Genomic DNA, 24,924 nt, shown 5'->3' with positions numbered 1-24,924 from the left:
AGTAGGCGAGACAGTGAATCTTGAATAAGGACACGTCACAGGAAGGATGTGATGACATGGCAATACTTGAAAAAGAAAAAATACTTATGGTTGCTGCTGAAAATATACCCATAGAATTACAACTGATACCGCAATTTGTACTGTGGCGTGCTGAGTGGAATGAAAAAAGAGAACAATTCGACAAAATTCCATACCAAATAGATGGTAAACGAGCGAGTTCTACAGATAATATCACCTGGAGCACATTTGAACAGATTTTTAATACCTATGAGGAATCCAGTGAATATGAAGGAATTGGGTTTGTCTTAACAGAGAAGGATCCGTATGTTTGTGTGGATATAGATAACTTGAAATCGATTGAGGACTTAGATGAGTTTGCAAACGAAATTGTGAATATGTCCTATGCTGAGCTTTCTCCAAGTGGAAAAGGTATTCACGTTTGGCTTCGTCATAACCTTGATAAAAGCCGACATAAAAATAAAAACGATAAAACAGGTTATGAAATTTATGGTCAAGGAAGGTTCATTACGTTTACTGGGGAGGCTTTAAATTCTTTACCTATAAATGATGGCGGGGAGCAGCTAAATAAATTTTTAGACAAAGTTTTAAAACGCGAACAAGTTCAAACTTCTATAATCCAACGCAATGAAAATTTTGGACGAGCTGCACTATCAGAAGAGGAAATTATTAAAGTGGCTTGTAGCAATCCAAAAACAGGTGAGAGATTCAAATGTTTTTTGAACGGAGGTTGGGAGCCGAAGTACCACAACGATTTTTCAAGTGCAGATTTAGCTTTTTTAAACGATCTAGCATTTTGGTGTAATTGTGATTATCAAATAATAGACAGTATTTATCGAAAATCATCGTTAATGCGTGAAAAGTGGGATAGACCACAAAATGGCACTACATACGGCAATGAACAATTAATGAAGGCGATTAATGAATGTGCTAATACATTTATTCCACCAAAAGGCGACGAAGTTAAGCCAAAAGGTCCTTGGTGGCGTCAGAATGGGAATGGTACTTTTTCATTTCTACATCAGGTATTAGCAAAAGAAGTGTTGAAGAAATACAATATCGTTCGTTATCCAAGTCCACACAGCGACTTATACTATTTTAATTCTAAAAAAGGGATATATGAGCAAGATAGATCAGGACGTCAAATTAACGGTATTACACGTAGTTTTGATGAGGAATTAAAAAATGGTCAAATAAAAGAGGTCCACAATTATATACAAGACATGTCTCCAGTGATCAATAAGTTAAATGAAAATTATATTGCATTAAAAAACGGCATTTTGAATTTCGAAACCTTTGAAATTGAGCCATTTAATCCTAGAATTTTTATTTTACAAAAAATCTCTGTTAAATATAATCCTAATGCTTATGATTCTTTTGTTGAATCGACTTTAGACAAAGTGACAAAAGGACATGCCCCAAGCATTGAAAATGTTAAAGAAATTTTTGCATGTGTCCTATATACAGGTGTATTAGTTCCTAAAATCCATTATCTACTTGGTCGAAGTGCTCATAATGGGAAATCTTCAATTTTAAATTTAATTCATCAAACATTCGATAAGGATGGTGGGAATATTTCTGCAGTAACTCCTCAGAAATTATCCAGTAGTACATTTGCTGGATCGTCCATATATGGCAAATTAGCAAATATTGTGGATGATAATCCAGAATCCTTAATTGAAGATAGTGGATTACTGAAAACGATTGTGACAGGTGGATATGCAGAGATTGAGAGAAAAGGACGAGATTCTGAAACGGTCCGTCTTAGTGCGACTATGATTATTGCTAGTAATCATTTTCCTAATCTGAATGAAAGCGGTAATGCAATTAATCGCAGGTTAAATATTATTCCTTTCGACCATGATTTCAGTAAGGATGACGAATGTTTACCGGATGAAGAAAGCATGAGATTAATCGCAAGCGATTCAGCAAGTGAGTATGTTTTGAAACTTGCGGTAGATGCCTTAAAGCGAATGATGAATAATCCCTCATCAGAAAAATTAACAGTAAATGAAAAAGCGTTTGAAGCTGCTAGCGCATTTGCTGAACATAACGATCCAGTCGGAGATTTTTTCCACGAGTTTGATGAACAGTATTTTATTGAAGTGCGAGGTTCAAGAGCTATAAAAGATTACGAGGACTGGTGTAGAGAGAATCGTATTACGCCAATGGAAACGAAAAAATTCAAAGAAGTAGTGAATACTCGTTACAACATGGAATGGAAAGATAAGTCCGTAAGAGAAAGTGGAATGTGGAAAACTGTTAAGGGTTTTAAATCCAAGAACAAATAACAGCAATATGGTAATGAAAGAGCAATAACTTTAGCAATATGAGAAATCTAGTAATAGCAAGGAGTTTAATAGATTTTATTGCTATATTGCCGTTATTGCCGACTTTTTAAAAACTCTTTTATATAGGGGGGAACAGCATTAGACATACCCCTTTTTATTTATTTCTTTTTTATTAGCAATAAAGCAATAAATATAATAAAAGTATAAAAAAACATAGATATATCAATGGTTTTTCTTTATTGCTGAATCGGCAATAAGTCAGCAATAAGAGCAATAAAAAAAGGAGGATATAAAAATGACAAAAATTAATATTGTCACACTCAAAGAAACAACACTTCAAAAAACACCAGAATTATATTCAGTTGTTGCAAAATGCATCATTTGCAAGGGAAAACATATTCATGTTGCTGAAGAAGGGAATGTTGTGGGGCATTGCATCAATTTACCGTATCCAACATCTTACGATTTATTTATAGATCGTGAAAATGTTGAAAACCTCCGATTAGCAGAAAAGTATAGCGTTGATCTTCTAAATAGTAATTGTGGAGCTGAATAACATGAATACTCTTGAATGGGTAGGCAAGATGGGCACGTATGAATGGGTAATTGACAATATCAATTTTAGGAACAAAATTGATGCTTGGATACAACGATTATCAGATGGTAGCTTAACAGATCAACAAATACCAGTAGTCAAAAAATACATTGGAGAACTTATTCAGGGTGAAACAGAATTCATAAATTTAGTCACAGAATTTAAAGGTCGGGGCAATCAAATTTTAAAATTGAAATATATTGATGGCTTAACGCTTGAAGTGATTTCGGTGACGTTAAAGGTAGATGATTCTGTGATTGCAAAAAAACATGCCAAAATTACATAGCCATTTAAAGAATTAGATGGCATGAAAGAACAGTTTCAATTGTTCAAGGAAGGTACAAAGCGCAGAAAGGGATGGGTGAACTGAATGAATTTATGGATAGGGGATTATTTGAAGTTACGAAATGAAATTCATTACTTGCAATTTAATCTAACGGACAAGTTACTTGTCGCTGAAGATATTAAAGAAACCCAACTAATGCTGGATGAATATTTGCAACGTGAAGGCCAATTTAAAATTATCATAAATAGTTTTGTAGGATTAGAGAGCCAGATCCTAAAAAAGAAATATGTAGATATAGTCCTAATTATTTTAGGAATAAACACGCAAAAATTTTGATTGTTGTTTCAACGTTTGAAACTATATATGAGCAACTTGAATTGTTTAAAAAGAATTTCCCTAGAGCCAAGAAGTAAAGTGAGGTGTGCTACATGAATCAGTCAGACTTATCCGAAGCATTTGGGTTGCAAATAGGAGCGCTAACCATTGGCACAAGATATGAGATCAACAGTGAGTCGGAAGAAACCATGGACAATACTGAAGTGCGGATTCGAATGATTATGTATAACTTGTGGATGGATGCGCAATCAAAGAAGCTGGCTGACTCTTTAAAACGGAAACAGGCCGAACACTTTGAACAGTTGTATGAATTTAGTTATGGAGTATCTATGTATGATACCGAGCAATATACACCTAGAGATGCTGGTTCCCTTGCACTCAGGATAATTGATGAAAAACAGGCATTCATTAAACGCAATGAGCGCTTGATTTTACGGCATGAAAGATTTATAAAAATCACTAATAGTCTTGATTACTCTTCTAAACGAATACTGGTTGATTACTTTGAATTTAGAAAGAAGATTGATTATGAGTTATTGCGCAACACATTAACTAAGCATCTGAAAACAATTGAACGCATTTATAAAGTGGATGAGGATTCAAAAGAATCCGATGCTGATAATCGTGAAGATGAACTTCAAGATAAATTGGGGCGCAAAAGGTATTTGATAAATCGCAGGAATGTTTATATGACACCTGAAGAGTATGTAGTACATTCAGAAAAAGAAAAAGCAGAACGGATTAAATTTTATGAACAAGTAGGACTGTCTATGCCATGACAACTGAGCGATTGGGGATATTCAATCTATGAATGAAGTTAGATGTCTCTTCTTTTATTGTGGCATAAATTAGAATTATATTAATTCCCAGCCAAATCTATCCGACATAACAGTAAAATACAAGCAAAAGGAGTTGGAATTAAATATGTACCATAATTTATATATTGCTCGTCGTGAGAAAAGAGAAAAACAAAAGGATTTGGCTGATTTACTAGGTATTCACAAGCAAAGTTATTTTCCGAAAGAAAATGGTAAGTCTGAATTCACTTTAACTGAAGCGAAAAAATTAGCGAAGCATTATTATATGACCTTAGATGAGTTGTTTGAAAATGATTGAATATGGTAGTGAACTCATGATAAAAGTGATATAAAACGGGTTGTGAGGAATTAATCTTTTGGGATACAAAAGAGTTAAAGAGCAGGGTAAATGGTTGTTTCCGAACTGCTCAAGTATCTTGAATCAATTCGGGTATCTATCCACAATTTACAGGTTTGTGCGAGAGCAGGAGATGCCCTTTAAACGAATTAACACGCAAATTGAGTATTTTTCTATAAGGAAGAAGGTGCACGGAATGAAACAGCGTATTAAAATAATCTCAATGTCGTTGGACGGACATGACATACCTATTACACCGGATTTATCCGAGTTGTTAAGTGACCCAAGTTGTTGGAGTACTGAACTTTACGTAGAACCGGCTTTTCTAAAGGATTATACAAGTCGTACCGAGAGAAATGAGAATGGCAATTTGGTCACTATTTACGAAAAGAGAGAGAATCATGGTATTTGTACTGTGCTCAATTGCTGAAAGTTTGTTGTTAACCTGACCTTGATTCTTTAAGAAAAGATTTCCACAATTTTGAGGAGACCAGTCCAATTTTGGACCTACATCAATTTGATGTAGGTCTGCCGGATTATCGGCAGACTTCAACTTTAAAGGTTAAAAATTATGGATAGGAAGACTAATAATGTTAGAAGGATTTCTTCCTCTTTTGTCGAATGGTGGATGTGAGAAGAGGGATAACTAAATGGATAAAAACAAAGTAATGGAGAACCTGATTACTAGCTAGGGGATACCCGAACACCTTGCCGAAAATAGACATCATATTATCTTTAAATTTGATGATAATGAGCTAACTGATACAAGTGAAAAGGGTTATCATTGCAAAGATGGAGATGTGAAGTTTTGTCTTTATGACAAGAGATCGGAAATGGTTTTATTTTCGATGGATTTTCATAATAATAGAAAAAACTCAAGATTTCTTAACATAATTCAAAGCTCTGACCTAAAATCTTTCGAAGGCATAAAATTAGAGTTGTTGTACGTTCATGATGATTCAGACAGAAAAAAAGGGTTAGCTAGTTATTATTTTTGCAAACTGCGAGAGTATGCAATTCAAGTAGGAGCTAAGCAGATACGTGTTAAGGCAATTGCAGATGACAAGAAATTTAAAAAAGGGAGCAAATTCAATGCTCTTAATCAGAAAGAGTTAGAAAACTTCTATATTAAGAAAGATACTCCTGAAATGGTTATAAAAATTTACTGTAATTATAATAATTCGCAGAGGTAATTTTATATTTATTTGAGAACGTCCACTTGGGCGTTCTTTTCGTTTACCCAAAACAAATGAATAAACGCTATGCAAAAGCATCTCATCCGAGGTGCTTTTTCTATGCAAAAAAGGAGTGAGATGATGGCAGATTTGCTCGAGACGTTTGAAAAGGTTAAGAATCACGAAGAACGAATATTAATTCTGGAAGAAAATGATTTAAAACATGAAGAACGTATCCGAACTGTGGAAGGGAATTACACGAATTTAGAAAACACTATTTTAAAGAGTCACCAGTCCCATCAAGATTTTTTCCGTGACACTTTATCTAAACAGTGGGATCTTATCAAGGCACGAGATGAAAGCAAAGATAATGATCGTAAACGTGGTCATGAAATTGCGTTGACAGACCAAGAAATTAAGAAAACTAATTAGGAAAGATTGGGAGTTTGTAGGGAAGTCGACAATCGCAGGTGGTTTTTTATACTTAATCGCAGACAAATGGTTTTTTTAATAAGAGGAGGAAATTAAAATGACAAACGCACCAATTAGCAAAATGATGATTTTAAGAACAGCAGTTTTATTACTAGGTTGGTTGAAATCAATATTTAGTATTGCAGGGTCATAGTCCATTACCTTTTAATGATGAGGAAACAGAAGCAGGTGTGAATGCAGCAATTACATTCCTCGCTTCTTTGAATCCACTTCAATGCTTCTTCTTCTGAATCTACATTCCACGCCCAATATTCAGCTGCATATGTTCCTCTAATCGTTTTTGTTTTTCCTTTAATTTCCTAATTTGTTGTTCAATCGTTAAAATCTTTTCAAAGTTATTTTCCATTTCTCTTTCACTCCATTTTTGTTTTATATATAAAGATATTAACATATATATAAAAATAATCAATAGTAAATGAAAAAATATGGTACAATATATCCGAGGAGTGAAAGACGAGTGCCCATTTATACACCACTAAAGTGGTGCCCTGGGTTTTGCCTTCGGTCAAAAAGTTTGTCGCCTTCGGATATATAAAAGAAGAAGTAAAAAGAGGGGAGGGATTTAAGATGAGTTATTATATGCTACGAGCGAACGTGATTAGTAAAAAAACACAATCTGTAGTAGCAAGTGCCAGCTACCGTAGTGGAATGTCATTGTATTCAGAACGTGATGAAGAAATCAAAAACTTTCGTACTCGTGGAGTAGCACCTGAAACGTTCATCTTAAAACCCGACCATGCACCTGAATGGACGCTTGACCGTGAAAAATTATGGAATGAAGTAGAGACAAAAGAAAAAGCTTGGAATGCTCAATTAGCTCGTGAGGTTCTCATTGCTTTGCCACTCGAACTCAACCATGATCAACAAAAACGTCTCGTAGAAACATTTGTTCAAACTCATTTTGTTGATGAAGGAATGGTGGCCGACGTCGCCATTCACCGAGATAAAGAACACAATCCGCACGCACATATCCTATTGACCGTTCGTCCATTTAAGGAAGATGGCACATGGGGTGAGAAGAAAAGAAGAGTGTATGAACGAGATGAACGTAGAGAAATAAAACGGACAAATGACGGAAAAAAGATTTTCCAAACAGTATCGTCGACGGATTGGAATCATCGAGAAACGTTGGTGAAGTGGAGACTTGCTTATGCTGAAACCATAAATGATTCTTTTCTAGAAAACGACATCAACCAAAAAGTATCTGCGCTTTCTTTTGAAGACCAAGGCTTGGAGAAAATCGCAGAAGTTCGTTTGGAGCGAAATGAATATCAATATGTTAAACGATTAGAAGCACAGGGGAAAGAAGCTACTACTTTTTATCATCAATTAAATCAAGAAATTCGAAAAACAAATCAAGAGATTTCACGTCTTGAATCCAAAATCGTGTCGCTCGCTGCACATCAATCTACACCATCGGTGGAGAAACTTCTTCACCTGGAAACAAGTCTCGTAATGAGTCAACTTGAACCCGAGTACATGAAGAGTATTCATTTCTTGCAAGGGCGTTTGAAACAAGAAGTGAACTTCACAAATGTCCGTCAGCATCTGGACGGATTGTATCGTTGGAGAGAAAGAACACTTGAACCAAAGGAAACGGAAATGACGGTTACGCATGCATTACTTGATGCTGTAAATAAAGCGTATCATTCCCAAAATAAAGATTTTCTTCAGTCACAAGTCTTCTCAATGGATCGATTCTATGAACAATTTGTTCCTCTTCTTGAGACATACGAAGATACAGATGGAGTTCGAGAAAAAGAAGCCAAAATACAAGACATGTTACTTGAGCATACGGAACGAGTTTACAATGTATGGTCACTCATTACACATCGTACATTCAATGAGGTTTTCCCGGATCTTGCGGAAGAATTTAAATGGAATGATCGTGTGCTTCTCACTAAATCTGACATGCTTGAAGCACTAAAACAGAATAAGCTGGAGCAAGTACCTTACCCTGAAGAAGTCTCTGAAGTCTTAGCGATTGCAGAAATCGAACAACTCGTTGTAAAAAGTGATACGTTAAGCAATACCATTCGAATTCAATCGCTAACTCGCAATAAGTTGGGTAAAGAAAAAGATGCGCTTATTAAAATGCGGGGAGAACCTGAAAAGGTGTATCAGCTCTCTATCAAGGTAAATACGATGCAGCAACTGTTAACACAAAGCAGTCGTAAAGCTGAATTGGTAAACGAACAATTAGGGGTGCTCCTTCGCCACACATTTGCAGATGAAAAAGAAAGCACACTTAAAAAGTTGGATGACTTGCCATTCCAAGTAAAAGCAGACATTTTGCGATCTTACAAAGATGATTTGAAGAAAGGATTCATTCCGTCTTTGCGGACTTGTGTTCGGTTCGCTACTGCGCGTGAAACCGAAAGGGCAGACAAGCAACAAGCATATGAGAAAACTCAACACAATTCATTTTTCAATCGATTATCAACCGCACAGAGGGATATTTCACACTTTGTCGGTGGACGAGCATCGAGCGAATTGCTTGAGCAATTAATTTTTCAATCCAGTTCTTCTCATGCTTCAAAACAAAGTACAAATCTCTCATCCAAACTAAAAAGAAAAACGAAGAACCAACGTATCCGTCAGCTATTAGATTTAGAAGTCGACTTATAGAAGGGTGGAGGAAGAATGGCGAAACGAAAATTCCGAAAAGGCCACTTTCTCCTTTTTTTATCATCCATGGCAACTTCCTTCTTCAACTAACGGGCAGGTTAGTTGAAGAAGCTTCAGCCATTGAATAGATGTTTTACGGATTGATCCTCAAAGAATAAAGTAACATTTTCTGCCAATCATACGTCTAATTAGCGTATGGGTTTAAATTTCTTGATGTGAAGAAAAGCTTGTGATAAATAGTTCGCCACTTTAATAAAAATGAATAATAAGGAGTTGAGGATAATGAAAAAATTAATATTAGTTACATTAACTATGATTATTAGTGTTTCTTCATTCGGATGTAGTAACAAGGAAGTAGGACAGGAAATAAGTAAAGAACAATATAAACGGAAGTTCATAATAATTGACTCTGTTAACGAACCACTTCCTCCTGAAGCTGAAAATGTTGAATATATGCCAAGTGATATTGGTGGACCTCAATTAATTCCAAATGCTAAATTCAGTGATCCAATTATTATTACAAAAATGCCCTACTTAGAAACGAAAAGTGAAAAGAATACATCTAATGTTCAAAAATAAAAAGAATTCTATTTTAACTAACGGGTGCTTTAGATGAAGAACCGGCTGCCTTTACAAGGCGGCTTATTCTTATGGCCTAGATTTCAATCGTGTACCTATACTTAGTGTCGTATAGGTTACTGAACTTAGATTGTTGAACGAGTTCTTGAACATTAACGAAAGAGTTAACCCTGAGAAAACACTGTAAATATAGGGTGTTCATTAACTCCTGGTTTTCTGAACAAAACCTTGCAGATGAACCTAGTTGAATACTTCCCAATCGTAGTGTTATGTCAACCTAGGATGCATACGTGATACAATCCATTCGAGTAAGTGAATCGAGCTTTTACGGACGGATCATCTAATGAGGAAAAATTCTCTAGTAAAGGGAGGTATAGTAGTGGGAATTTTAATAACTATTTATTCAAATAAACATATTGGTATTGAAAAATATGCAAACTCATTTTTCGATTTAATGTTCGATAATGGACTTAAAATAGAGAAAATAGGATAGGACTATTTGAACCCGTCAAGCAGCCATTTGAAATAGAAGATGCAATTAAGATGTGGACTAAACAAGAACCAGGTGTATACGATTTTGAGACCAACAAAATGATTGGAAAAGCAGGAGGTATGCTAGGAAAGGGTAAAGGATTTTGGTTCAGTACTGATTGGTGGTTGGATCCAAATGAATTAAGTTTGAATCATTTAACCTTAGTCTTAAACAAAAAATTATTTAATCAAATAAAGAAAGATAATTTAACATTATTTGAAGACTTAGTATATAGTTTCGAAGCAATATACGGTTATGTAACAGAAGAAGAGGCTGAAGACAGGCAACATACAACAGGCACACTGACAGAAAGAATACCAGGAGTATTTTGGCTTAACTTCTTTTCTCCAGTTTTTGTAGACTACTTGAATAAAGATAATAATTTATTATTTGAATTTCCTTGGGAAAATATAAAAGACTTTAAAAAAGGCGGAGTTATTACTCAACTGACTGAAAGTCCTTTCGATAAAACAATAGTTGATTTGGAAAAAAAGGCACAGGAAGCATTAGGTTTAAGTAAATTTAATGGTAATGTAAATGATTATCCCAACCTACGGATTCTTTGATGCTTAGAAAGTTCTTTCTTGGGTACTTTAGTTGAATAACCAGCTGCCTTTAAAGTGCAGCTTTTCTTATGGATGGAGTAATGAAGTCGACTACTTCCTCATTCGCTTGTTATGTCAACTTAATGACGACGTAATAAAACCACGTTCCGAGAGGAAATAATCACTGACGCATCTACACCATTTCATTTTTAATATGTTAAAATAAGGAAAGTCGAAACATGAATGGCGGTGTTTTTCTGATAAAGAAATATCTGTCCTGGTTATCACTTGTCTTCTTGATATTATCTTTAATCCCTATTTTCGTTCTCCTATTCACAAATACTGGGTTCTTCGCGTTCGGTTTAGAAGGGAAAATTGGTCTCTTTGTTCTACCTATTCCAGCGTTAATTGGACTTATTTCGGGAATATTGGGTGTTAAGGGGAATGTGAGGTTTTACCTTATTTTTTTAAATATTTCTAGCATACTTTTTTACATTGTGCTAATTTTTATTGCTGTCTATGGATTTCAAGAACCTTAAAATAACAACAAGAATCAGCTGCCGTGAAAGGCAGCTGATTCTTGTTAAGCAATGGCGTCGAATACATCCAACGCCGCGTGTTAAGTAAACCTAGGATGTATACGCGACACAATCCAGTTAAGGAATTGAATTGATGGTTTGCGAATGGATCATCCCTTTTCTTCTTCAACTAACGGGGCAGTTTAGTTGAACAAGGTTTGGAAAGAATACCCCTAAAAGGGGTCTAAGAAAATGAAAAAAATAGTTTTTCTTGTCTTACTTTTGTTAATTTCAATTGGTGCTGTTGAGAAAGTATCTGTTCGTTCATTAGAATCAACTGAAGGTACATTTAAAGTCGATGAACAACAAGAATTATCAATAAAACAAGCGATTGAATTAGCATATCCTGCTGCTTTGGAATGGGATGAAAATGCACAATTACTCGATGCGATAAATATTGACTTAGATGATAAGGCTGAGAAGTCAATTGGAAGCAACGGGAAAAGAAAATATTGGAATATTATGTTTGGAGTACCAGATACTCATAAGAATTTTTTGGTAACCATTTATAAAGGGGAAATTGAAGAAAAAAAAGATTTAACAGTGGATGGTAACTCTCCTTATCCCAAAAAGGATTTTATTGCCTTAGAAGATATTAAATATGATTCACCAGAGTTACTTAAAAAAGCACTGAAAATAGGCAATATTAATCCTGGCAAAGACTGGGCTAAAGGCTATAATTTTATGCTTATTAAAGATCCAGAGACCAACATTACCATGATGTTAGTGGTAGGTTGGAATAGTGATGGGACAGAAATGAAAGCAGCGGGCTTTAATGCTTCAACAGGAGAATACATTAAACCTGATTTATAAGTTATTGTTCCTTATTAAGCTAACGGGTGCTTTACTTCAAGAAGGAGTAAAGCCTTTTTTCTTATTAAACTAAAGCAGCAGGATAGTTAAAGAACATTTAGGGTACGTTACTTTTAAAAAGGAGTAACCTAAATGAAAAATCCATTCTTAATAAGTTTGTATATGTTTATATTTTCGTCCATGTTATTAGTAAACCCTGTTTATTCACAAACTACACCTTCAGATAAAATTGAATATTTATATCCTGCAAATAAGGAAAAAGTTTTTGATGAAACTGTAGATGAATTTTACCAGGCATTAAGAGAAATAAAGTATCCTGTACATCAGGAGCTTTATCAAAGATATAAGCAGAAGCCAAAGCAACAGCAAAGACATTTGGATACTGTTCTTTTTAAAGAAATGCCTGATGCATCTGTAAATATTAGAAAAAAGTTTTTGTTTAATGAGGTAGAAGGATTAAATTATATAACTTCTGATGGAAATATTCTTCGTCCCTACCCTGATATAGATATTAACTACCATCAGACTGTTAGCCCTGATAGGCAAGTTTATTTCTTTTATTCCTTTAAAGACACAGAAAAAGAATTTAGAGGTAGATATGCAATTTATGATGTTGAAACAAAAGAAATGGTAGCAGGTGGAAATACTTATATGCCAAAGTCTCCAACTTACAAGGAACACTTACGATAAAGAAGGATAAATTTAGATCCAGGAAAAATAGCAAAAAGGTTGTATTCGTCTTGTTCAACTAACGGGTGCTTTAGTTGAACAACCGGCTGCCTTTTACGAGGCGGTTTTTTCTTATGACCTAGATTTCAATCGTGTACCTATACTTAGTTTCGTATAGGTTAGTGAACTTAGATTGTTGAACGAGTTAACCCTCAGAAAACACTGTAAATACGGGGTTTTCATTAACCCCTAAGTTTTGTTACATAGGTGTTTATAATTGAATGTACCTTTAATTCCATTCAATTCTGCTCCTCAATAAGGGCACAATCTCGAAAATGCTTTAAGTTGACACGACCATGTAATCTAAGAAAAGCCCATGTGCAACCCTCTCAAAATCACCCCGAAATGCCCACGTAAGACGTTCTAATGGATTATCCTGTTTACTATTACAAAATTATTTAAAGCCCGTAAAACCAACGCTGTAATGACTATAAGGGACAAAATAAAAAAGACACTGATAGACAGCACCCTTTAAAGTCATTGATAATCTATATTTTATTTTGTACGTCCCCCTAAGAAAAAAATTCTTCATGTTATTAAGTATTGAGGGAAGTACTTCCCAATTGGGGTGTTATGTCAACCTAGGTTGCATGTGTTATACAAACCGGTTCAGCAATTGAATCAATGGTTTGCGGATTGAAGAAGGAATAACCACTGATTAATTTACCAAGTGAATAAGAAGCATTTTTGAACTACAATTGTACTTATGATGGTCATCCACTCAGGTTATTCAATAAAAGTTCTTAGAATAATCTTTTAGTGAAAACAAAAAAATAAGCATTTAATATATGCTATATAAAACTAGGTGATGAGATGAATTGGATGTACATTGGAGTATCAATTATTATTTTAATCGGCACCATTGTTATTATTCAGGGGTTTAAACTTAATAAAATTAAGCATAAAAAGAAAGAATATATAAATGGTAATGCTGTCTACGGTGCTGGAGTAGTAGAAACGCTTGTATTATTTTTGCTATCTTTATTATTTAAATATGTCCCGTTCTGGATAATGAGAGTAGTTTTGATATTATTCGGTTTAGTTATTATCACTTTTGGTATGTTCATTTTATTATCTGGTTAATGTAACCAAAAACGATAACAAGCTGCCTTTTAAGGCAGCTTGTTTTATTGACTTAAAGCCCCCCTGTACTTCCCAATCCGGGGATTATGTCAACCTACTGAGGTTTTACGGACGGATCATCCAGTTGCTTGTTCAACTAACGGTCAGTTTAGTTGAACAAGGGTATTTTTAGATGCGTGCGGAAATAGTTATTACAGAGGTTATTCAATTCAACATTTTGGGGGGGAGTTAAGTTGAAAAAAATACTTACGGTACTATTTACAATAATGGTTTTAACAGCTTGTTCAGAAACGATTAACAATGACTATAAATTTGTAGGAGAAAGTGAACATTGGGAAGCTGAATACTCTTATAAAGGAACAGAAATATGGGGAGAAGATGACGGAAAAAGAACTTACTCTAACGAAGATAGCTATGAATTTGTATTAAAATACAAAGGGTCTTTAGAAGAGTTGTCTTACATAAAAAAACTTGAATACTCTTATAAAGTAAATTCTCTAGGTGAAAGTGGAACTCAGGAATACACTGAACCCCCAAGAGTAGTAATAATTAGTTCTAAGGGAAGTTCAAAAGGCGGGGCAAAAGTAGGTGAAGATGAAGTAATAAAAGTAAATGTAAAATGGGATGACTTTGCAGAGTCATTTGAACTGCATAATAAAAGTAAGTAACTTTATTGAACTAACGGGTGCTTTAGTTGAATAAGCAACCCAAAGAGAAATCATCTTTCTAAAAACAAGCTGAGCCCAATTCATATGCGAATTTGGGCTAAAGGGGGTCGACCAACAGGGAAAGAAACAATTCTCAACGATTCTGACAATACATATGTTAAATAGATAGACGGCAAAAAACTCCCACAAAAGCTTACCTGATAAAATAATAAAAATAAATATTTATTTACTGGGTTAAATCAATTATTCTTATGTAAGAACTTTCAAAAATATGGAAAGATTTTAAGTTGAAAGGTATCGGAGTCACATAAAAAATTCTAATAGGAAACTGATAACGGAATGCTTAATTGAAATTTGAAAAGGAGATTCAAAATGAAAATATTATTACGAGTACTTATGAGTACTGTTTTACTGATGCCTGTTACTTTTCTGCTGTTGCCTGTTCTTCACAACTCTGAGGCAGCAGATAATACATTTAAGGACATTAAAAAAATTACAAGGGATGTAGAGTTTTCCACTCTTAATGTGTATGATGATCAGCTCATTACTACGTATCGTGATTCAGCTCATAATCCTTTCATTATCTCTTCGTACAGCAAGACAGGTACGTTGAATTGGGAAACATCCGCAAGCGGGCCTTATGCAATAGCAGAAAACAAATTTGCAACGGTAGACCTGAATCATGATGCACTGTTTATTCATTCCACTGCTACTGGAGAAGTTTTAAATACTGGAAACTTTCCGAAGTTTTTTGATTTTGGTGCGATTTCGCGGGTGTATATGAATGAGAATTACATTCTTCTGTCTAAGGAACCGCCGAATTCCAGCAGTTTTTACGTTTACGACACGAAAGGGAATTTTGTCATGCAAGGCAAAGCTGACGGTTTTTACGGAGCAGCTCTATATAAGAATACGCTTGTGTATCAAGATTCCAAAGGCGTCCATTCGATCAATCTCTCTACCCGTAAAAAGTTGTGGGATGCGCCTTTGGAGACTCGTATGAAAAATGAACACATTCTCATGCCGATCGACAATGTTGTCTATGCCCAAGGTGTTGAAAAACGATCTCAAACGGATCCTCTACCTGCAAAGGATGTATTGCTTGCCATTAACGCGAACACTGGCGCTGTTCTTTATAAGAAGGACTTCGGCAAGTATGAAGAAACAAGGGCTCACGTTAAAGAATTCGGACTGCTCACGAGCCACGATTTAGAAGATATTCATAATTTCTATCATTTTGATGGAACCTTGAAAATGGGTCTTAACATGGAATCTCCAGCGATCAAGCAACTAAAGCAAAAATATAATATTTATGGTACTTATTATAATTCAGTACAGGACTTTGTTGCTTCAAAGGACGGACTTTATTACTTTAAACGTTACTCCGGGGTATATGATGAGTATGTTTTTTCATCCCTTAAAAGTCTAGATGAAACAGGAGCTGTAAAGTTTGAAAAAGTATTGGATGAACATGTGTTTAGTATCGCAACGACGGATTCCAACAAATTATTTGTGGCAAACGGAAAAGGACTTGGCTATTCCGGCGAATCGAATGAACTGAACGTCTACGATTCTAACGGGGCTTTATTAGATACCATCAAAACAGAATATATAAAACATTTACAATCAGACGGCTCCAGTTTATATGGCTATGGCGGCAATACGCTTTACATCTTTAAAGAAAGCGAACCGAAAGTCGTACCACGAATCTCCGGAACCAGCCGTTATGATACGGCTGTAGCCATTTCCAAAGAAGGCTGGAAAGTAGCTGATACGGTCGTGCTTGCCACTGCAGGGGATTTCCCGGATGCACTAGCGGGTGGACCGCTGGCATTCCAGGAGAATGCGCCGATTCTGTTGACGCGGACAGCTTATTTAACGAAAGAAACCAAAGCCGAGATCGAGCGGCTCGGAGCTAAAAAAGTGATCATTCTCGGCAGCCAGGGAGCCGTGTCGTTGGAAGTAGAGAAAGAATTGGAGCAAATGGGGCTGACTATCGAGCGGATTGGCGGCAAGAACCGTTTTGATACTGCGGCTTTAATCGCGCAACGTCTAACTTCCAATGAGGCGGTTGTGGCATACGGCTTCAACTTCCCAGATGTCTTGTCTGTTTCGGCATACGCCTCCAAAAACGGCATTCCGATATTATTGACACGGACCGATAAATTGCCGGTTGAAACCGAAGCGGCGCTCAAATCGAAATCGAAGACCCATGTGATCGGAAGTACAGGAGCGGTAGGGGAAGCAGTGTTTAAATTACTGCCGAACCCGGTGCGATACGGAGGCAATACCCGTTACGATACCGGCTTTGAAGTGAACAGCAAGTTGAAGATGGGCAATGGTAGGGCGTTCATTGCTACAGGGACGAACTTCCCGGATGCATTGGCTGGATCGGTCTTGGCGGCGAAGAACAACGCCCCAATCCTGTTGGTGAAGGGAGAAACCATCCCGGAAGCGACTGCGAAGCAACTCGCTGACTATGAATCCTATGCCATCTTTGGTGGAACGGGAGCAGTTGGGGAACCTGTCCGGAAACTATTGATCCAGCAATTGTATAAGTAAAGAGAAACAGGAAACAGCGGACAATCTACATGATTGTCCGCTGTTTTTAGTGCGCCCAGCATGGGCGTAATCTATAGGGTAAAGATCGGGTACCTGGTGCTAAAGCAACCCCGGAGGAAAACCTCCGGGGTATTTTCTGCATAAATCTCGCATATATCTATATAAAAAAATATTAGGGGTGTCGGATTGTCTTTATTCAAATCTAAAAAGAGAAGCCAACTGTAGCAAAATCAGTAAAACAGCCAGTAGAGCAACTAAAGCAAGTCAATCTTCCACTTGAAAGTATTTTAAGGGTTCTTAAATCTGGTGAAAAAATAGGTTTACCAGTAAAAGTGTCCTTTGGTACAGACAATCAAAGGATGGTTCAGTTAGAGCATCAAAATGTTTATTACTATCTTAGTGAGTGGGCAGATTGGACATTAAGAATCACGCTGCTAGATAAGGATAGTGCTGAAGAATTTGTTGTTTACGATGCACCACATGGACTACATGTTGACTGGAACAAAGACAAAATTGAGTTCAAGCACAATAGGACCTCGGTTGTAAAATGGGATGTAGACGGAAGTTGGTGTAAACAGATCACTGAAACTATTTTAGACTTAGGAAAGAAAATTGATAATAAAGAAGTCCAGCTCCAAAAAGAAGTAGAGGAACAGAAAAGAATAGAACAAGCTAGCAAAAATGCAGAGATTAGCGAGAAGGCTACACGCTTTGAACAAAAATGGAATAATAAATAAGAATCCGAAGGCAAAAACCTTCGGGTTTTCGTTCGGCGGTAGATGATTCAGAAATCCTTATATTGGATACAAGAGACGCTGCAATGAATCGATTAAAAGAACGAAGCAATAGTTGCAAATCTGGAGGAGAATGCCAGCCTTCCAGTGGACGATCTGATTTAATGAAAGCATCTTAAAGGGGATGCTTTTTTCCTTTTGTCTAAAATCTATTATGATTCATGAAAACTTATGTAAAGGAGTTAATCAATATTCCAGCTACATTTGTTGTAACCATAATTGCAGTTACTCTTACACTGGGGGCTGTTGGGCTAAAATTGTTCGGGGAATCAGATGATTAGTAAAAATCATAACCAACTAACGGGTGCTTTAGTCGAAGATCATTGGGCTACTTAAGCAGCTCTTTCTTACGATTAGTCAAGTATCTTAGAAACCTATATTCCTTATCTCTGAAGATATTATTTCAAGTGGATTGATACTTTTAATTATTGGACCATACCAAATAAAGCCTAATGATTTTTCGTTTTTTCACAAGGCTTTTTTATGTTAAACTGTTGCTACGACTGTACTAGGGGGCTAACCTGTAGTCGTAGTTTTGATTATGTGTGACAAGAAAGAAGACCGTCTTCAATAACTTGTTTACACATGCGATGGAGGCAACCTTATGACATTTGTTGTAGGGTTGCGTTTTTAATTTATCGTAGTACTCAACAAAGTGATTTCCACCGAATCGTCGCTGTTTAATCATATTCTGAACACTTAGATACATAATTTTACGTAGGTGCTTATTGCCGCGTTTATTAATTTTATCTTTTGCTATAAACTTCCCGGATTGGTACCGCCTGATATCAATCCCGGTATAGGCATTCAGTTGTCTGTTGTTGTCAAATCTCCGAATGTCTCCAATTTCTGCTATCATTCTGACAGCTGTGTTAGCTCCAATTGCTGGGATACTACGTAATATGCCATACTCTTCAAGCCTTTCGGCCAACGACTCCATCTTGCCGATACATTGTTCTTTCTGAAGGAGAAGCTCCTGAAACCGTTTCGCATATACACGAACTTGATCACAAACCACGTCAGTTGAAGACGCGGCTGGGTAAGATTGCTTTGCAGCCTCAATTAATTCAACAGCTTTTTCCTCAGCTTTGTTTACTGACATTCGTTTATTTGTATTTGAAAGTATTCGGTTTTTAATAATTGTTTTTGAATGATTCAAGACGAGATCTGGATGAGGGTATAATTGTGCCACATTTAAGAACAGTTCAGATTTGGTCGTAAAGATTTTCTCAAGTTCAGGAAATGTTTCCTGAACGACCTTATGCATCCGACTGCGGGTGACGCTCAATTCATCATCCAATTCGCTGTAGTGTCTCGATAATCGTTTTAATTGACGGTAAACATCATTTGACTCTGTTTCAATCCGTCTTTCGTGAGTAAAGTGTGTGAGTGCCAATTGATGTGCATCACTTCGGTCCGTTTTATGAATCCGTAAGGAATCGCATTGAAGTTTCGCTTCCAAGGGATTTAAAAGACAATAACTGTAGTTGTTCTCTTGCATGAAACGTTCCAGTGTTCTGGAATAGACTCCTGTAGATTCAAATACGATATGAGGCTGTTCTTCATATCCGTCAATTAAGTCATCGATAATCTTTTTAAGTTCCATAAATTCCGGACGCGTGTGCGCAATTTCCTTCTCCAACTGACATTTTTTCAGGGTGTTATATGGAAAGCTATCTCAAAAAGAAGGTGGGTGACTATTCATTAGGAATGAAACAGCACCTCCTTCTGGCGATTTCCATCTTGCCTCAACCGAAAGTGATCTTGCTTGATGAACCGCTCAATGGACTTGATCCGTCAAGTGCGATCTTAATAAGAAAAATACTCGGGGAGCTTGCAAGTGAAGGGGCGACGATAGTATTGTCTTCACATAATCTGGCCGAGGTGGACAAAGTCACGAATAAGGTGCTCTTCCTAAAGGATGGGAAGTTGACTCTTGTGGATACATCTGAACACGAGCGAATCGTCTACCGTCTAAGGGTTGTTAACAGTGAAAGTGGATTTGCGCTGATACAAGGATATGGGGAGAAAACATGGTTCGATAAAGGTCTAATCCATGTAGAGACGAAAACGCATCATCTGGCTCCAATCTTGGCTTTGTTGCATGAGGAAGGAATAACGGTCCTAGACATGGATAAAGTGACGAGTGGTTCTGAAACTCTTTACGAAGAAATCTTCCATAAAGATGAGGTTGGCGTATGAGTCTGCTGTTATTTGAGTTTAAAAAACTATTCCGCTCAAAGCTGTTTCTCTATTTTCTTGTTTTCTCGATAATTGCAGTCACCCTTCTATTTGTCCGCAACTTTTGGCAGCAAGAAAGTGTCCGGGCGGAGAAAATTACCTACTTCAGTAAGTTCGCACGAGATGTTTCGATGGAGCTGGAGGGGAACAGAAAAGTGTTAGAAGACAATCCTTCTCCTGAGCTTGAGGAACAAGTGCGGATTGGCAGTATGGTTTATTCGCAAATAAATGAGGTGGTCAATGCTATCCAGTCTCAGCATTCAATGGACGAATTGACGACGGAGAATACGCTCTACCAAACGGCCAAACAATATAAGGCTCTTGACGGGACATTTTATTTGAGTGAATCAGAGATGGACCGAGTGACACGACTCAATGACCAGCTGATTCGGGAAGGGTTGCCGAAGGAAGACCTCAAGTTGACAATACAACCACTCCTCTTTACTCAGCTGGTCCTGTCCTATGCATTAACAGGTTTTGGATTTTTGGCACTTTTGCTCATCCTTCTGTCATCAGTGACAGGGGAATACGAGGAAAAGAATATTCGACTCGTTTATACCCTACCTTTTTCACGAGCGCGTTATATGCTCATCAAACTCGGCAGTTTTCTGGTCGCAGGGGTGGTGTGGCTGACAATCGTCACAGTCTCTGCCTATACCCTTGCGTCACAGTTCACAGATGCTTTGGAGAACCAGTCAGCTTATCCGTTCGCAGAAGTGGAAGGGAACTGGATTCAGATTGCAGATGTGATACAGAATGGACTGGTTCTAGGAGGAATGGCTCTTATTTTGGTTCTGACATTCGGCTGGTTCATCGGCTATACGTTCCGGTCTACGCTGCTCAGCTATTTGATTGCCATTCTGGTGGTGGCAGGAGGAGCTTTGCTTGTGATAAATGGAGGACCTTTCCAATGGAATCCGTTATCTGCACTGCAAGTTCAACAAACCTTGATTGATCAGTATTCAACGCAATGGAGGATCTATCTTCTCCTTCTATTTTCCATCGCACTCCTAGTGATGGGGACACTATCAATCAATCGAAAGAGAGGTGTGTAAGATGCACACATTTCGTTTTGAAGTGAAAAAAATCTGGAAACGTAAGGGCACCTGGATTGCCATATTCATCTGTATCTTTGCTATCAGTGCACTCTATTTGTTCAACAAAGAGGCGGCCCGTGATATGGAAGAGACGAATCAAAATCTGATTCAAAATCGAATCGACCAATTCCATCAGTGGGCAGCCGAGGCAGATGCTACTGCAGTAAAGGCAAAACAGGAGGGAGACGCAGCGACTGCTGACGAACAGGCCTTCATGGCGGACCGTTTTGCAAAGAGTATAAAGAAATATGAGGAATTGAAAATCGCCTATGACAGCGGCGACTGGGATTATATTTACTCAGCGGATCTAGAAGGGATGCAACTGGTTGTTGAAAATCCTCAAGAGGCACAAGTCAGCATTGAGGAACAGCGTGTCGACCACTTCACCCTTCGCGCATCTTATGAAGAGAAACAGCAACTCCTTGAAAGAGGACTAATACCGCTAGCCCAGGAAGTCTTTTTTAATAGTCTCATGCCCACTCTATATAATGAATTCACAGGGTATTCTGCTGCTCAATGGGAACAGATGACGGAACGGTATGGGACGGTAGGGTGGAACATCTTATATCAATTCACGCAATACTTTTTAATCCCGATTACGATTCTTCTCGGAGCCTTCCTGTTTGGGAACAGCGTTTCGAGTGAGAGCATGCGGAAAAAAAGAGGGCTGCACTTTTTCCAGGTACTCCCGGTCTCGAAGGGGCGGGTGTTCATCGCAAAGTATCTGGTCAGCCTGATCCATACGATCCTTTTTACGGGTATGATCCTCATGATTCCACTTGGCCTCAGTCTAATGGATCGGGGCATCGGAAGTCTGGCATATCCAGTGCTGGTCTATGATGGTCCAGATCCGAGTGCCTTTGGCAACCGGACACCTGTACCCAATGGGGACTATGACACGTTCCATTTCATCTCGCTCAGTGATTACTTTATACAGGCTCTATGGATGACACTTTTGATGGTATTCTTCATCTATACGGTCTATTTCTTCCTTTCATTATGGATTCGGCATGCGGGGGCAACACTCCTGGTCACGGGCAGCGTATTGTTCATCGGGACAATGGTCGGCACATCCCCATGGAATCCATTCCAGTATCTAGATGTTCACCGTATTCTCACGCAGGAGAATCGTGTGCTACTAGTCGATAACCGATACACCCTCCAAAATGGACTCCTGGCACTTGGTTTGACGGGCCTAGTGTTATGGCTTTTGAGCTTTGGTAAGTACCATCAATTGAAAGTTAAATGATTTTCTGAATTTCACGTTTATGATGATAGGGGGTTGTGATTTATATTCCGATCAAGGAGCTGCAAAGACATCTCTTTTTTTTATTCAACTAACGGGGCAGGTTAGTCCAATAAATTATTGGACGATTTTGGTAACTGATAATATTATTAGAAAAGGTGTAATATTATGAAAAAGTATATTTCTGTTTAAATGATAGTTGTTGTCGTTGTTCTAATATTTAATGTCTATATCAACAAAGATGACGTTTATACCAACAATGGAGAATCGCAAACTGACCGTATTGCATCTGTCCTACAGAATGCAACAGAAACAGATAAATTCGGTATTTTCAGCGCTAGCATTGAACAAGGTGATGGCGGTACATTTCCTACGATAAGGATTGGAATGGACGAAACCAAAAGTGAACAGGAACTAAGGGAATATTTAGGGAAAAGTTTAGATAAATCAGATTTGAGACAATACAATATTGTAGTTTTTAAGAAAGACATACAAGAGTTAGAGAAAGAACATACTATGTTGGAGATTAATGGTATTGTATACGATTATATAAAGGAAAAAAATTATAAAGGAGTTCAAATTTATTATCCTTCTATTGAACCAGAACCAGTAATTAAAATTACTATTTCTGAGAACAATGAATTATCCAGCGAAGATTTGAAAACTGAGTTAGAAAATTTATTAGCATCCAAGGATTTCAAACTCTTAGTAAAAGATATTTCGTATAAAATACAAGTAATCAAATCTTAAACTATTTCAGGGCTTTTAGATTATGTAGAAAAGATAGAAGTGTACTTTTTAGGTCCTTCCTTCTTAAACTAACAGGTGCTGTAGTTGAAGGTCATCGGGTTGCTTAGCATCTCTTTTTCTTATTAAACTAACGGGGAGTTTAGTGGAATAAGGAATTATTTTTAGATTCTTTTACAGGATTTTTTTAAGAAAAAAATTAATCAGTTATATTCCTTTTCTTACAGGCGTAGCCTAATAAGGGAGGTGTCTGTGTGAAAAAAGGAAAACTTATTGTAATCGGCTTTGGTTCACTTTTACTAGTAATAGCATCGATGTTTATATACATCACGGCTTCAGGAAAAGTAAAAGAAGATATTAATCATGGTTCACATTTATCCAAGGAAGAAAAACATGAATTAGATAATCTAATGGGTCAAATAAGCAGAAGTTTACATGACGAAAATTATGGATTTGTTTTAGACCATGCTGTTTTACCTAATGAAAATATTGAAGTAATAGTAAAATTAGGAACCGAAGACGTTGATGAAAAGACCAAAAAAGAAATACAACAAATAGCAACTGACGTTATTAAACAAAATGATTTTGATTCTGAATTATTTCAATTTAACGTAACTAGTTTTTATAATTCAGAGAAAGAAGGAAATCGTTTTTCACAAAGGCTAAGTTATAATGATTTAATGGGAGACATAATGCAAACCTTGAGCGAAAAAGGCTTTGATATTGCTGTACAAGGTGAAGTTTCGTCAGATAAAAACGTTGAAATAAGTTTAGTATTAGCACCCGATAAGGTCGATGAAAAGACCAGAAAAGAAGTACAAAAACTAGCAATTGACGTTATAGAAAAAAATAACTTTGATACTGAATTATTTCAATTTAACATAACAAATTATACAAATGCAGAAGATTAGACGTCCCAAGAACCACAAAAATAGGTTACTTAACTTACTTTTTTATTTAAGTAACGGGTGGCAATCCCCCAAACTTCTAACACAAAAAAAGCCAACTCGTTTCTGAGTTGGCTTTACGGTTTTGCTGTCTTTACTTTGTTTCTTCTAATAGATAATTACATAAATCAACTTGAATATATTGATCTCTCAAGGATTTAATTAGATAAATAGGGTTCACATCAATATTTACATGTAACAATGCATTTTCAAAAGTGTCCATGGACACTGAAGGATTATCTCCTAACAATGATGCAATGACTTCTTGATATTTACCTTTTTGGTAAATACCTTCCCTTTTATCTCCTAAAGCATGAAGTATATCGAAAGTTACCTTTGAATCTTTTTCGCTTAAATCATGATTTATAATGAAGTGAAAATAGGTATATTGTTCAGGCTCTTTATCCAATGCTATTGTAAGCAATAATTTTTGATGATATTTCAATTTATTTAATTCGTCTAACATATTACAGTACCCAAAGTGCAATTGCCCAAGCTATAGAACCCCTTTTTATTTTATTATTTAACAATAACATTTATACCATACTTTTACAATTTTACTACCAAAGCAACTCAACATGATTTTTTTGTCGTTGAAATTAAAACGATTACTAGAATAAATACTTTTTTTATCTGCTGCCATGTAAGGCAGCCGAATCTTATGGAGTAATATAGTCGAATACTTCCTCATCCGCGTGTTATGTCAACCTATGGTGTGTCCTATACAACTGGGTTCAGCGATTGAATAGATGTTTTGCGGATTGATCCTCCAAGTATAAAGTAACAT

The 24,924-nt window shown here is 36.7% G+C and carries 23 protein-coding genes and 1 pseudogene; 22 read left to right on the top strand and 2 right to left on the bottom strand.

Annotated elements, in window-relative coordinates; translation table 11 throughout:
- Positions 1 to 56 precede the first annotated feature (56 nt).
- From C8K15_RS10435 to C8K15_RS10345, 17 genes are all read left to right on the top strand, one after another.
- Complete coding sequence (locus C8K15_RS10435) at positions 57 to 2,309, top strand: phage/plasmid primase, P4 family (protein ID WP_108586353.1); 2,253 nt, start codon at positions 57 to 59, stop codon at positions 2,307 to 2,309.
- 295 nt (positions 2,310 to 2,604) lie between these two features.
- The gene (locus C8K15_RS10430) at positions 2,605 to 2,865 is read left to right on the top strand and encodes a hypothetical protein (RefSeq protein ID WP_108586352.1); all 261 of its coding nucleotides are present in this window, start codon (positions 2,605 to 2,607) and stop codon (positions 2,863 to 2,865) included.
- Between the two features lies 1 nt (position 2,866).
- The gene (locus C8K15_RS10425) at positions 2,867 to 3,190 is read left to right on the top strand and encodes a hypothetical protein (protein ID WP_108586351.1); all 324 of its coding nucleotides are present in this window, start codon (positions 2,867 to 2,869) and stop codon (positions 3,188 to 3,190) included.
- An 84-nt stretch (positions 3,191 to 3,274) separates the two neighbouring features.
- Positions 3,275 to 3,526: a hypothetical protein gene (locus C8K15_RS10420; protein ID WP_108586350.1), complete on the top strand. Its 252-nt coding sequence runs from the start codon at positions 3,275 to 3,277 to the stop codon at positions 3,524 to 3,526.
- 92 nt (positions 3,527 to 3,618) lie between these two features.
- Complete coding sequence (locus tag C8K15_RS10415; RefSeq protein WP_108586349.1) at positions 3,619 to 4,305, top strand: hypothetical protein; 687 nt, start codon at positions 3,619 to 3,621, stop codon at positions 4,303 to 4,305.
- A gap of 145 nt (positions 4,306 to 4,450) precedes the next feature.
- On the top strand, positions 4,451 to 4,642 hold the full coding sequence (locus C8K15_RS10410) for a helix-turn-helix transcriptional regulator (protein WP_108586348.1): 192 nt from the start codon (positions 4,451 to 4,453) through the stop codon (positions 4,640 to 4,642).
- Between the two features lie 887 nt (positions 4,643 to 5,529).
- Positions 5,530 to 5,874 (top strand): hypothetical protein, encoded by a 345-nt coding sequence (locus C8K15_RS10400; protein ID WP_158268295.1) that lies wholly within the window; start codon positions 5,530 to 5,532, stop codon positions 5,872 to 5,874.
- Between the two features lie 102 nt (positions 5,875 to 5,976).
- Positions 5,977 to 6,288, top strand: a complete 312-nt coding sequence (locus C8K15_RS10395) for a hypothetical protein (RefSeq protein ID WP_146173651.1) — start codon at positions 5,977 to 5,979, stop codon at positions 6,286 to 6,288.
- Between the two features lie 627 nt (positions 6,289 to 6,915).
- A complete protein-coding gene (gene mobQ, locus C8K15_RS10390) occupies positions 6,916 to 8,976 on the top strand; it encodes a MobQ family relaxase (protein ID WP_108586344.1) in 2,061 nt (686 codons plus the stop codon).
- A 282-nt stretch (positions 8,977 to 9,258) separates the two neighbouring features.
- A complete protein-coding gene (locus tag C8K15_RS10385; RefSeq protein ID WP_108586343.1) occupies positions 9,259 to 9,555 on the top strand; it encodes a hypothetical protein in 297 nt (98 codons plus the stop codon).
- A 591-nt stretch (positions 9,556 to 10,146) separates the two neighbouring features.
- Positions 10,147 to 10,653, top strand: a complete 507-nt coding sequence (locus tag C8K15_RS10380; protein ID WP_158268294.1) for a hypothetical protein — start codon at positions 10,147 to 10,149, stop codon at positions 10,651 to 10,653.
- A 749-nt stretch (positions 10,654 to 11,402) separates the two neighbouring features.
- Positions 11,403 to 12,023 carry a hypothetical protein gene (locus C8K15_RS10370; protein ID WP_108586340.1) on the top strand — a complete coding sequence of 207 codons (621 nt, stop codon included), beginning with the start codon at positions 11,403 to 11,405 and terminating at the stop codon, positions 12,021 to 12,023.
- A gap of 132 nt (positions 12,024 to 12,155) precedes the next feature.
- Complete coding sequence (locus tag C8K15_RS10365) at positions 12,156 to 12,713, top strand: hypothetical protein (RefSeq protein WP_108586339.1); 558 nt, start codon at positions 12,156 to 12,158, stop codon at positions 12,711 to 12,713.
- A gap of 852 nt (positions 12,714 to 13,565) precedes the next feature.
- Positions 13,566 to 13,835, top strand: a complete 270-nt coding sequence (locus C8K15_RS10360; RefSeq protein ID WP_108586338.1) for a hypothetical protein — start codon at positions 13,566 to 13,568, stop codon at positions 13,833 to 13,835.
- 233 nt (positions 13,836 to 14,068) lie between these two features.
- The gene (locus tag C8K15_RS10355) at positions 14,069 to 14,503 is read left to right on the top strand and encodes a hypothetical protein (RefSeq protein ID WP_233260437.1); all 435 of its coding nucleotides are present in this window, start codon (positions 14,069 to 14,071) and stop codon (positions 14,501 to 14,503) included.
- A 372-nt stretch (positions 14,504 to 14,875) separates the two neighbouring features.
- The gene (locus C8K15_RS10350) at positions 14,876 to 17,065 is read left to right on the top strand and encodes a cell wall-binding repeat-containing protein (RefSeq protein ID WP_108586337.1); all 2,190 of its coding nucleotides are present in this window, start codon (positions 14,876 to 14,878) and stop codon (positions 17,063 to 17,065) included.
- 332 nt (positions 17,066 to 17,397) lie between these two features.
- Positions 17,398 to 17,802: a hypothetical protein gene (locus C8K15_RS10345; RefSeq protein WP_108586336.1), complete on the top strand. Its 405-nt coding sequence runs from the start codon at positions 17,398 to 17,400 to the stop codon at positions 17,800 to 17,802.
- 565 nt (positions 17,803 to 18,367) lie between these two features.
- On the opposite strand, the pseudogene C8K15_RS10340 reads toward C8K15_RS10345, so the two are convergent.
- A pseudogene (locus tag C8K15_RS10340) lies at positions 18,368 to 19,525 on the bottom strand (IS110 family RNA-guided transposase); the annotation flags it as partial.
- A gap of 44 nt (positions 19,526 to 19,569) precedes the next feature.
- Between C8K15_RS10340 and C8K15_RS10335 the strand changes: the two are divergent.
- From C8K15_RS10335 to C8K15_RS10315, 5 genes are all read left to right on the top strand, one after another.
- The gene (locus C8K15_RS10335) at positions 19,570 to 20,061 is read left to right on the top strand and encodes an AAA family ATPase (protein ID WP_233260435.1); all 492 of its coding nucleotides are present in this window, start codon (positions 19,570 to 19,572) and stop codon (positions 20,059 to 20,061) included.
- Complete coding sequence (locus C8K15_RS10330) at positions 20,058 to 21,155, top strand: ABC transporter permease subunit (protein WP_108586334.1); 1,098 nt, start codon at positions 20,058 to 20,060, stop codon at positions 21,153 to 21,155. The genes C8K15_RS10335 and C8K15_RS10330 overlap by 4 nt, the downstream gene beginning before the upstream one ends.
- Positions 21,156 to 21,177: 22 nt before the next feature.
- The gene (locus C8K15_RS10325) at positions 21,178 to 22,446 is read left to right on the top strand and encodes an ABC-2 family transporter permease (protein ID WP_233260434.1); all 1,269 of its coding nucleotides are present in this window, start codon (positions 21,178 to 21,180) and stop codon (positions 22,444 to 22,446) included.
- A gap of 189 nt (positions 22,447 to 22,635) precedes the next feature.
- Positions 22,636 to 23,193 carry a YolC/YozM family protein gene (locus tag C8K15_RS10320; protein ID WP_108586332.1) on the top strand — a complete coding sequence of 186 codons (558 nt, stop codon included), beginning with the start codon at positions 22,636 to 22,638 and terminating at the stop codon, positions 23,191 to 23,193.
- Between the two features lie 251 nt (positions 23,194 to 23,444).
- Positions 23,445 to 24,101 carry a hypothetical protein gene (locus C8K15_RS10315; RefSeq protein WP_108586331.1) on the top strand — a complete coding sequence of 219 codons (657 nt, stop codon included), beginning with the start codon at positions 23,445 to 23,447 and terminating at the stop codon, positions 24,099 to 24,101.
- 130 nt (positions 24,102 to 24,231) lie between these two features.
- Here the strand turns inward: C8K15_RS10315 and C8K15_RS10310 are convergent, their stop codons facing one another.
- Positions 24,232 to 24,603 (bottom strand): DUF1878 family protein, encoded by a 372-nt coding sequence (locus C8K15_RS10310; protein ID WP_158268292.1) that lies wholly within the window; start codon positions 24,601 to 24,603, stop codon positions 24,232 to 24,234.
- Positions 24,604 to 24,924 lie beyond the last annotated feature (321 nt).

It is taken from the genome of Paenisporosarcina sp. OV554, from assembly GCF_003058165.1.
In the GTDB taxonomy this organism is placed as follows: domain Bacteria; phylum Bacillota; class Bacilli; order Bacillales_A; family Planococcaceae; genus Paenisporosarcina.
Note: the sequence above shows the minus strand (reverse complement) of the source record. Positions and strands in the feature narration are given on the sequence as shown.

Bases quoted from the DNA above. Each gene is read 5' to 3' on its own strand.
- C8K15_RS10310 (WP_158268292.1), bottom strand. From the start codon at position 24,603: ATGTTAGACGAATTAAATAAATTGAAATATCATCAAAAATTATTGCTT.
- C8K15_RS10435 (WP_108586353.1), top strand. From the start codon at position 57: ATGGCAATACTTGAAAAAGAAAAAATACTTATGGTTGCTGCTGAAAAT.
- C8K15_RS10360 (WP_108586338.1), top strand. From the start codon at position 13,566: ATGAATTGGATGTACATTGGAGTATCAATTATTATTTTAATCGGCACC.
- C8K15_RS10370 (WP_108586340.1), top strand. From the start codon at position 11,403: ATGAAAAAAATAGTTTTTCTTGTCTTACTTTTGTTAATTTCAATTGGT.
- C8K15_RS10400 (WP_158268295.1), top strand. From the start codon at position 5,530: ATGGATTTTCATAATAATAGAAAAAACTCAAGATTTCTTAACATAATT.
- C8K15_RS10320 (WP_108586332.1), top strand. From the start codon at position 22,636: ATGATAGTTGTTGTCGTTGTTCTAATATTTAATGTCTATATCAACAAA.
- C8K15_RS10410 (WP_108586348.1), top strand. From the start codon at position 4,451: ATGTACCATAATTTATATATTGCTCGTCGTGAGAAAAGAGAAAAACAA.
- C8K15_RS10335 (WP_233260435.1), top strand. From the start codon at position 19,570: ATGAAACAGCACCTCCTTCTGGCGATTTCCATCTTGCCTCAACCGAAA.
- C8K15_RS10395 (WP_146173651.1), top strand. From the start codon at position 5,977: ATGCAAAAAAGGAGTGAGATGATGGCAGATTTGCTCGAGACGTTTGAA.
- C8K15_RS10385 (WP_108586343.1), top strand. From the start codon at position 9,259: ATGAAAAAATTAATATTAGTTACATTAACTATGATTATTAGTGTTTCT.
- C8K15_RS10380 (WP_158268294.1), top strand. From the start codon at position 10,147: ATGATTGGAAAAGCAGGAGGTATGCTAGGAAAGGGTAAAGGATTTTGG.
- C8K15_RS10430 (WP_108586352.1), top strand. From the start codon at position 2,605: ATGACAAAAATTAATATTGTCACACTCAAAGAAACAACACTTCAAAAA.
- mobQ (WP_108586344.1), top strand. From the start codon at position 6,916: ATGAGTTATTATATGCTACGAGCGAACGTGATTAGTAAAAAAACACAA.
- C8K15_RS10330 (WP_108586334.1), top strand. From the start codon at position 20,058: ATGAGTCTGCTGTTATTTGAGTTTAAAAAACTATTCCGCTCAAAGCTG.
- C8K15_RS10415 (WP_108586349.1), top strand. From the start codon at position 3,619: ATGAATCAGTCAGACTTATCCGAAGCATTTGGGTTGCAAATAGGAGCG.
- C8K15_RS10420 (WP_108586350.1), top strand. From the start codon at position 3,275: ATGAATTTATGGATAGGGGATTATTTGAAGTTACGAAATGAAATTCAT.
- C8K15_RS10350 (WP_108586337.1), top strand. From the start codon at position 14,876: ATGAAAATATTATTACGAGTACTTATGAGTACTGTTTTACTGATGCCT.
- C8K15_RS10365 (WP_108586339.1), top strand. From the start codon at position 12,156: ATGAAAAATCCATTCTTAATAAGTTTGTATATGTTTATATTTTCGTCC.
- C8K15_RS10425 (WP_108586351.1), top strand. From the start codon at position 2,867: ATGAATACTCTTGAATGGGTAGGCAAGATGGGCACGTATGAATGGGTA.